We start from the raw sequence: 8,230 nt of genomic DNA, 5'->3' as shown, positions 1-8,230 counted from the left end.
TTCGGCACGATCTTGACCAGTTCGGCCAGCGGGTCCTGCAACCGGCGCGCGATGGAGACCGCGCCCCGCAGCGAGACGTCCATATCGGGCAGTTCCTGGGTGGCGTAGGCCGAGGCGGAGTACACCGACGCACCGGCCTCGGAGACCACGATCTTGGTCGGTTTGTCCTCCGGGATCCGTTCGATGAGTTGCGCGGCCAGCGCGTCGGTCTCCCGAGAGGCCGTCCCGTTGCCGATGGCGATGAGTTCGACGCCGAACCGCGCCACCAGGGCACCGAGGACCGCCAGCGATTTCTCGGTCTGGTTCTGCGGTTTGTGCGGGTACACGACCTCGGTCGCGAGAACCTTGCCGGTGCCGTCGACCACGGCGACCTTGACCCCGGTGCGGTAGCCCGGATCCAGGCCCATGGTGGTGCGGGTGCCGGCCGGCGCGGCCAGCAACAGATCGCGCAGGTTGGCGGCGAAGACATCCACCGCATCCCGTTCGGCGGCCTGCCGCAACCGCATCCGGGTGTCGATACCCAGGCTCACCTGGAGTTTGGTCCGCCAGGCCCAGCGCACGGTGTCGAGCAGCCAGCCGTCGGCGGCGCGACCGGCCTCGGCGATCGAGAACCGCTGGGCGATCCGCGCCTCGTAGGTGCTGCGTTCGCCGGGTGCGAGCTCGGAATCGGCGGGTTCGGGGTCGAGGTGCAGGCTGAGCACCTCTTCCTTCTCGCCGCGCAGCAGCGCCAGGATGCGATGGGAGGGCAGGGTGGCGAATTCCTCGCCGAATTCGAAGTAGTCGGCGAATTTCGCCCCGGCCTCTTCCTTACCGGGACGTACCGTGGCGGTGAGCCGGCCCCGGTTCCACATGAGTTCACGGAGTTCGCCCACCAGATCGGCGTCTTCGGCGAACCGCTCGACGAGGATGGCGCGCGCGCCCTCGAGCTGTTCGGCGGAGTAGTCGGCCGGGTCGGTGTCCGGGTTCTCCAGCAGCGCGTCGGCGACGGGTTCGTGCCCGGCTTCGCGCGCGATCTGAGCTTTGGTGCGGCGCTTGGGCTTATAGGGCAGGTAGATGTCCTCGAGCCGGGCCTTGGTCTCGGCCAGCAGCAGCTGCCGGTGCAGGGCCTCGTCGAGTTTGCCCTGGCCGCGGATGGATTCGATAATCGTGTCCCGGCGCTCGTCGAGTTCGCGCAGATAGTGCAGGCGCTCTTCGAGCGTACGCAGCTGGGCGTCGTCCAGACCGCCGGTGACCTCCTTGCGGTAGCGGGCGATGAATGGCACCGTCGACCCGGCGTCCAGTAGCTCGACGGCAGCCCGGACCTGGTTCTCGCGCACCGAGAGCTCGTCGGCGATGCGCCGGCTGACGGGGCCGGACACCACCGGGCCGGTACCGGGGTCTGCAGGCGAGTCGGTGGGGATGGTCTCGGGGTCCGAGGTCTGCGGCGCTGTCGTCACCACCCGCACACTACATTCGCCCGGCGACAGCCGGACCGCGCCCGGCCCCGGCTCGCCCCCGGGGCCGGACACAGCGGGCACGGTCATCCGGCGGCACGCCCCTGCTGCCGCAACAGGAACCGCTGCACCTTGCCGCTCGGGGTCTTGGGCAGTGTGTCGACGAAATGCACCCGGCGCGGGTAGGCGTGCGCGGCGAACTTCTGCTTCACCAATGTCTGCAGCTGCGATTCCAGCTCCCGGGAACCGGCGGCGTCACCGCGCAACACCACGAACGCCTCGAGCACTTCGCCGCGCAACTCGTCGGGGAGACCGACGACGGCGGCCTCGGCGACCTCGTCGTGCAGCACCAGCACGCTCTCGACGTCGAACGGGCCGATCCGGTACCCGGACATGATGATCACATCGTCGTCGCGGGCGGAGAAGTGGAAGTATCCGTCGGCATCGCGCGAACCGGCGTCGCCGGTGAGATACCAGCGGCCGTCGGCGGTGAAGCGCTGCGCGGTCTGTTCGGGCGCGTCCAGGTAGCCGAGGAACCACCGCAGCGCACTGCGTTCGGCGGCGATGGCGATCCGGCCAATCAGCGTCGCGACCTGGTCGCCGGGGCCCACACCGAGCCCGGCCAGGGCCGCGGCGAAACGTTCGGACCGCGCGCGCAGTTCACCGTAGGTGAGATCGATCGCCGACAGATCGCTGTCGATCACCGTGAACGCGACGGCGTCGGCCGGCTGCCGGTCGCACAGCAACTCGGCTCGGCGTGTTTGGCGAGCTTGACCTGCCCGTTGCGGTAGGTGAAGCAGTTCGCGAAATAGGTAGCCGAGTCCTTCGACTTCCCCTTCTTCTTGAACTGTGGATACCCGGCCTGTTTGCGCCAGAAACTGTCGAACGCGCCTTGCAGATTCCGCAGCGCCGCCTGCAACGGACCCTTGGACGGCTCGGTGAGCCATGAGGTGTCGGGGTCGCGCTTCCAACCGGTGAGCATCTTGTCCGACTCGGCATAAGAGATGCGACGGTGCTCCTGCGCCCAGACATGGGACCGTTCGGCCAGCGCCCTATTGTACACGTAGCGGACACAACCGAAGGTGCGAGCGAGTTGGCCGACTTGTTCGGAAGTTGGATAGAAGCGGTACTTGTATGCCCGCTCAACCACCTTCTCCCCCATGGCCGACACGATAGCTCACCGGTTCGTCACCGATTCAACGCGCTAACCCCACCCTCGAGGGCATAGCCGCGCGCTACATCCGACAGTCACACCAGGTCCTGCACTACCCACCGAAAGGGTGGAACCCGATAGGCACTCCCCGCCGCTGCAGCGCGCCGTGGCACCGGAGCAGTCCAGCGACCTCGGCGGCACCGCCGGTCACCCGTTCGGTACCGCCACCGCGATCTCGCCCGGGCGCGGCTCAGTCCGTATCGGGCAGCAGATCCGGTCGCCGTTCCCGCGTGCGGATCAGCGACTGCTCCCGCCGCCAGGCCGCGATCCGGGCATGGTCTCCGGACAGCAGGATCGGCGGGACCTCGAGTCCCCGCCAGCTCACCGGGCGGGTGTAACTGGGGCCCTCCAGCAATCCGTCGGAGAACGAATCCTGTTCGTGCGACTGCTGGTTGCCGAGTACGCCGGGGATCAACCGGACCACCGCCTCGGTCATCACGAGGACCGCGGCCTCGCCGCCGATCAGTACGTAGTCCCCGATACTGACCTCTTCGACACGGACCCGGCGGGCCGCGTCGTCGAACACCCGCTGATCGATACCCTCGTAGCGGCCGCAGGCGAACACCAGGTGTTCTTCGCCGGCCCATCGCTGCGCGGTCTCCTGGGTGAAGGGGACGCCGGCGGGTGTGGGAACCACGAGCAGGGCGTCGTCCGGGCACACCGCGTCGAGCGCGTCCCCCCAGACGACGGGTTTCATCACCATGCCGGGTCCGCCGCCGTAGGGCGAATCGTCGACGGATTTGTGCACATCGTGGGTCCAGCGCCGCAGATCGTGGACATCCACCGACACGACGCCCTTCTCGATGGCCTTGCCCAGCAGCGCGGTGCGCAACGGGTCCAGGTATTCCGGGAAGATGGTGACCACGTCGATCCTCATGACGCCGGCCACCTCATTCCGGATCCAGTAGGCCTTCGGGCGGGTCGATCACGATCAGCGCGTCGGCGATCGACACCGTCGGCACGATGGCGGTGACGAAGGGGACCAGGATCTCCCGCCCGTCCGCGGCGGCGCGGATCGAGAGCAGTTCACCGGCCGCCGAATGCAGCACCTCGGTGACGGTGCCGACTTCGGTCCCGTCGGTGAGCTGTACGCGCAGGCCCTCGAGTTCGTGATCGTAGAACTCGTCCGGGTCCTTCGACGGCCCGAGTTCCTCGCTGTCCACCAGGAACAGCGTGCCGCGCAGGGCGTCGGCGGCGGACCGGTCGGTGACACCTACCAGATTCACCAGGAGCCGGCCCGAATGTTCCCGGGCCGACTCCACGGTGAAGTCACGGACCTGATCCGAGCGCGCCGCGCGCCCGTGCAGCACCGCGCCGGGCGCGAATCGCGCCTCCGGTTCGTCGGTGCGCACCTCGACCACCAGTTCGCCCCGCACACCGTGCGAGCGGGCGACCCGGCCCACGACGAGTTCCATCTACTGGTCGGTGTCGACCACGTCGACCCGGATACCCCGGCCGCCGATACCGGCGACGAGGGTACGCAGGGCAGTCGCGGTGCGGCCACCCCGGCCGATGACCTTGCCCAGGTCGTCGGGGTGGACGTGCACCTCGACGGTGCGCCCGCGGCGGCCGGTGATCAGCTCGACGCGGACGTCCTCGGGATTGGCGACGATACCGCGAACCAGATGTTCCACGGCATCGGCGACGACGACGCTCATTACTCGCCGGCCTCGGCGGACTCGGTCGCCTCGGCGCCCTCTTCCTTGTCCTTCTTGGCCTTCTTCTTCGGGGTGACGGCCTCGGCGGCCGGCTCGTTGTCGGCGGCGGCCAGCGCGGCATTGAACAGGTCCAGCTTGGACGGCTTGGGCGCGGCGACCTTCAGGGTGCCCTCGGCGCCCGGCAGGCCCTTGAACTTCTGCCAGTCGCCGGTGATCTCCAGGAGCCGCTGCACCGGTTCGGTCGGCTGCGCGCCGACACCCAGCCAGTACTGCGCCCGCTCCGAGTCGATCTCGATCAACGAGGGCTCTTCCTTGGGGTGGTACTTGCCGATGGACTCGATGGCCCGGCCGTCACGACGGGTGCGGGCGTCCGCGACGACGACGCGGTACTGCGGGTTGCGGATCTTGCCCATACGGGTGAGCTTGATGCGAACAGCCATCTGCTGATCTGCCTTTCATAGTGGTCACGGCGCAATTCAGCGACTCACGCGGTCTCGCGAGCCCGGTTTTGCGAATGAAGTGTGTGACCGCCGCGCGGTACGTGACCGGAGACGGGCTGACACTGTCCAGAAGGACGGTCGATCATTCTGCCAGACGCCGCGGCCGGCCCGGAAACCGCCCGGGTACGCGAGCTCGCGGGCGGCGGCGCCGGGGCGGTGTCGTCCCGTCTGCGGGGACCCGCCGGTTGGCAACTGGTCGGTCATCTGAGTAGCGTCCGACCGGCCGTATCCGGCCAGGACGCGGCCGAGTCGAATGGGAGTACCGACCACGTGTCATTCTCGAACAGATTTCTGGCCGCGGCCGCGGCGGGGGTGATCGGCCTGGTCCCGGTCTCGGTTCCGGCCCTGGCCCAGCAGCCACCGCAGCAGCCGGAATACGCGCCGACCATGCTGGTCCTGGACGCCTCGGGCTCCATGGCGGCGCCCGACCCCGGCGGCGGCACCAAGATGGACGCGGCGAAGAACGCAGTGCGGTCGTTCGTGACCGCGGCACCGGCCTCGGCGAAGGTCGGTTTGACCGCGTACGGCACGTCCACGGGATCCACGGACGCGGAGAAGGACGCCGGCTGCCGCGACGTCCAGGTGCTGCATCCGGCCGAGACCCTGGACAGGCCCGCGCTGACCGGTGCCGCGGACCGGATCGTGCCCAGCGGCTACACCCCGATCGGGACCTCCTTGCGGACCGCCGCCGCGGCCCTGCCCCAGGAGGGTCCGCGTTCGATCGTGCTGGTCTCCGACGGACTGGACACCTGCGCCCCGCCGGACCCGTGTGAGGTCGCGCGCGAATTGTCCGCCCAGGGCGCCGAGATCGTGGTGCACGCCATCGGCTTCGGTGTCGACGATCCGTCCCGCGCCCAGCTGACCTGTATCGCCCAGACCACCGGCGGCACCTATACCGATGCCGTGGACGGGAAAACCCTGGAACAGGTGCTCCCGCGCGTGAGCGCCACCGCCCTGCGCACCTACGCACCCACCGGCAGCCCGCTCGCGGGCACCGCGGGCTACCGGGACGCACCGGTGGCCGCCGCGGGCCAGTACCTGGATGTACTCGGGCAGCGCGCGCCGCGCTACTACGCGGTGGACGTACCCGACGACGCGACGGCCTATTTCAGCGCCACCGTGTCCTTCCCGCGCGGCGGGGACGCCATGTTCGCGAACAACCGCCTCGACCTGCGGGTCTACGGCACCGACGGCGAAGACTGCCACGTCTACGAGAACGAGCTGGCCACTCGCTCCACCGACGGTGTGGCGCTGACCGTCGGCAGCGCGTGGACAGGCGCGGCCGAACCCGACACCGGGAGTCCGAGCACCGACCGGTGCCGGGGCGGCGGACGCTACTACTTCGCCCTGGAATGGGCTCATGTCGCCGATAACGCTCCGGCGCAGCTGCCGGTGGAATTACTGGTCGGCGTGGAGCCCGCGGTCGCCGATCCGGGCCCCGCACCGGATCCGGAAGCGGTGGAGTTCGCCGTACCGGACGGGGTGGCCGTCCCGGCGATCGGCGGGGGCTCGTTCAATGTCGCGGCCGCCCTGCCCGGTTCCGGCCGGTACACCGATACCCTGCAGCGCGGCGAATTCGTCTTCTACCGGGTCAAACTGGAGTGGGGCCAGGGACTGGCATACCGGGTGCGGTTCGCCGCGACCCCCGAGGGCGGAATCGACTATGTCTCGAATATCGCCACCACGCTCTACAACCCGTACCGGGCGGAACTCGATTCCGATTTCGCCGCCTACACCGGGACCGAGAACATCCTGCCGAGCAACGACCCGGCGCTGGCCACCACACCGATCAGGTTCCTGAACCGGGAGGTTGCCGATCACACGATGCACGACCAGGCGGTGGCGGGCTGGTACTACATCGCGGTGAAGCTGAGCCCCGCGCACGGCGAGCGGGCCCAGGTCGCGCCGGTACCGGTCGAGCTGGAGGTGGATGTCACCGGCGAGCCCGAGCCGGGGCCGCGCTACGCCGGCGATTCCGCGAGTACGGGCACCTTCGGCGCAGACCCGCAGCAAGCCGGTGCCCCGGATCCCGCCGCCACGGCCGTCACAGCACCCGACGGCATATCCCCGCTGGTGTGGGTGGCCGTCGGTGGCGCGGTGCTGGTGATCTCGGCGGCGACGATCGCCTTCCTGCTCAGCCGCCGCAGGAGGCGCTGACCGAACTCATCGGGGCACAGCCATGCGCACCCCCCGCTGTGCCCCGCCCCCGGTCCCGCCCTCACCCCCGGCCCGGTCCCGCTCTCGCCCCTAGAGAGTGTCCTCAAAGCTGGTGTAGTTGAGGTGCGGGTTTGGTTTGATGTGTGGTCGTGGCACGTAGACATGAGTTGACCGAGGACCAGTGGCGCACGATCGAGCCGTTGTTGCCGGTCTCGGGGGCAAAAGGCCGCCCGCGGGTGGATGACCGTCGCATCCTGAACGCGATGCTCTACAAGGCCAAGACCGGAGTGGCGTGGCGGGACCTGCCCGAACGATACGGGCCCTGGAAGACGGTCTACAACCGGTTCTGGCGGTGGTCACGCAACGGCACTCTGGCGATGCTCGTGGCGCAGGTCCAGGTGATCGCCGAAGCGATCGATGAACTCGATCGTGAGGTGTCGGTGGATTCCTCGCTCGTGCGCGTTCATCAGCACGCCGCCGGTGCTCGCACACGAGTGGTTCACACAGGGGGACAACGGATCCGGGTGCGGGCACAGCGAACCAGTTGATCATGCCATCGGACGCTCGCGTGGTGGCCCGACTACGAAAATCCATCTCGCGTGCGACGGCCACGGCCGGCCGCTCACGCTGCTGCTGACCGCGGGCAACGTCAACGACTGCACCATGTTCACCCAGGTGCTGGCCGGGATCTGGATGCCGAAACCCGGCCGAGGTCGATCGTGGAAGCGGCCGCGGCGGGTCCTGGCCGACAAGGGATACTTCACCCGCGCTATCCGTGCCCATCTACGAAGCCGTGGTATCGCCGCGACGATCCCCGAACGTGTCGATCAGCAGGCCAACCGGCGTCGCCGGGGCAGTGCCGGTGGCCGGCCACCGGTGTTCGATCCGGTGGCCTATCGGCGTCGTAACGTGGTCGAACGCTGCTTCAACCGGCTCAAACAGTATCGAGCGATCGCCACCCGCTACGACAAAACCGCCACTTCTTACCGCGGGATGCTCGACCTGGCCACCCTGCTCATGTGGCTTTGAGGACACTCTCTAGCCCCGGTCCCGGTCCCGGTCCCGCTCTCGGACTCGCCCCCCGTCCCGGTCCCGGTCCCGGTCTCGGACTCGGACTCGGACTCGGACTCGGACTCGGAGCATCGAATCCCGATGCAACCACAAACCCCGAACGTCAAATCCCGACGCAACCCCATGCGTCGAGTTTTACGAGACACCTCAAAGGGTTGAGGCCCGTCTCGCCGTTCAGGCCTCGAAGCGCATGCGGCG

General features: G+C 68.7%; 7 protein-coding genes and 2 pseudogenes. 2 read left to right on the top strand and 7 right to left on the bottom strand.

The features are described from left to right. From ACLML9_RS26260 to rpsP, 7 genes and pseudogenes are all read right to left on the bottom strand, one after another. Window positions 1-1,436, bottom strand: a 1,436-nt coding sequence (locus ACLML9_RS26260; protein ID WP_411948024.1) for a Tex-like N-terminal domain-containing protein, incomplete at its 3' end; no start/stop codon positions are given. 83 nt (window positions 1,437-1,519) lie between these two features. Further along, window positions 1,520-2,137, bottom strand: coding sequence for an AMP-binding enzyme (locus tag ACLML9_RS26255; RefSeq protein ID WP_411948025.1), 618 nt, complete (start codon window positions 2,135-2,137; stop codon window positions 1,520-1,522). Window positions 2,138-2,148: 11 nt separating this feature from the next. Continuing rightward, window positions 2,149-2,595 (bottom strand): annotated as a pseudogene (locus tag ACLML9_RS26250) (RNA-guided endonuclease InsQ/TnpB family protein); the annotation flags it as partial. A gap of 241 nt (window positions 2,596-2,836) precedes the next feature. Continuing rightward, window positions 2,837-3,523: a tRNA (guanosine(37)-N1)-methyltransferase TrmD gene (gene trmD, locus ACLML9_RS26245; protein ID WP_411948023.1), complete on the bottom strand. Its 687-nt coding sequence runs from the start codon at window positions 3,521-3,523 to the stop codon at window positions 2,837-2,839. A 13-nt stretch (window positions 3,524-3,536) separates the two neighbouring features. Continuing rightward, window positions 3,537-4,061: a ribosome maturation factor RimM gene (gene rimM / locus ACLML9_RS26240; RefSeq protein ID WP_411948022.1), complete on the bottom strand. Its 525-nt coding sequence runs from the start codon at window positions 4,059-4,061 to the stop codon at window positions 3,537-3,539. Beyond that, on the bottom strand, window positions 4,062-4,304 hold the full coding sequence (locus ACLML9_RS26235) for an RNA-binding protein (protein ID WP_063041718.1): 243 nt from the start codon (window positions 4,302-4,304) through the stop codon (window positions 4,062-4,064). It lies immediately after the preceding gene. Beyond that, entirely contained in the window at window positions 4,304-4,744 is a 441-nt protein-coding gene (rpsP, locus tag ACLML9_RS26230) for a 30S ribosomal protein S16 (protein ID WP_411948021.1), read from the bottom strand. The genes ACLML9_RS26235 and rpsP overlap by 1 nt, the downstream gene beginning before the upstream one ends. 330 nt (window positions 4,745-5,074) lie before the next feature. On the opposite strand from rpsP, the gene ACLML9_RS26225 reads away from it, so the two are divergent. Both ACLML9_RS26225 and ACLML9_RS26220 read left to right on the top strand, forming a co-directional pair. Further along, complete coding sequence (locus tag ACLML9_RS26225; RefSeq protein ID WP_411948020.1) at window positions 5,075-6,961, top strand: vWA domain-containing protein; 1,887 nt, start codon at window positions 5,075-5,077, stop codon at window positions 6,959-6,961. A gap of 143 nt (window positions 6,962-7,104) precedes the next feature. After that, window positions 7,105-7,990 (top strand): annotated as a pseudogene (locus ACLML9_RS26220) (IS5 family transposase). Window positions 7,991-8,230 lie beyond the last annotated feature (240 nt).

The sequence above is a fragment of the Nocardia sp. NPDC002869 genome (assembly GCF_046764065.1).
Taxonomy (GTDB): domain Bacteria; phylum Actinomycetota; class Actinomycetes; order Mycobacteriales; family Mycobacteriaceae; genus Nocardia; species Nocardia rhamnosiphila.
The sequence above is the reverse complement of the archived record's forward strand: the minus strand, read 5'-3'. Positions and strand labels throughout refer to the sequence as shown.

Excerpts from the sequence above, each read along its gene's own strand:
- rpsP (WP_411948021.1), bottom strand. The coding sequence starts at position 4,744 with ATGGCTGTTCGCATCAAGCTCACCCGTATGGGCAAGATCCGCAACCCG.
- rimM (WP_411948022.1), bottom strand. The coding sequence starts at position 4,061 with ATGGAACTCGTCGTGGGCCGGGTCGCCCGCTCGCACGGTGTGCGGGGC.
- ACLML9_RS26235 (WP_063041718.1), bottom strand. The coding sequence starts at position 4,304 with ATGAGCGTCGTCGTCGCCGATGCCGTGGAACATCTGGTTCGCGGTATC.
- trmD (WP_411948023.1), bottom strand. The coding sequence starts at position 3,523 with ATGAGGATCGACGTGGTCACCATCTTCCCGGAATACCTGGACCCGTTG.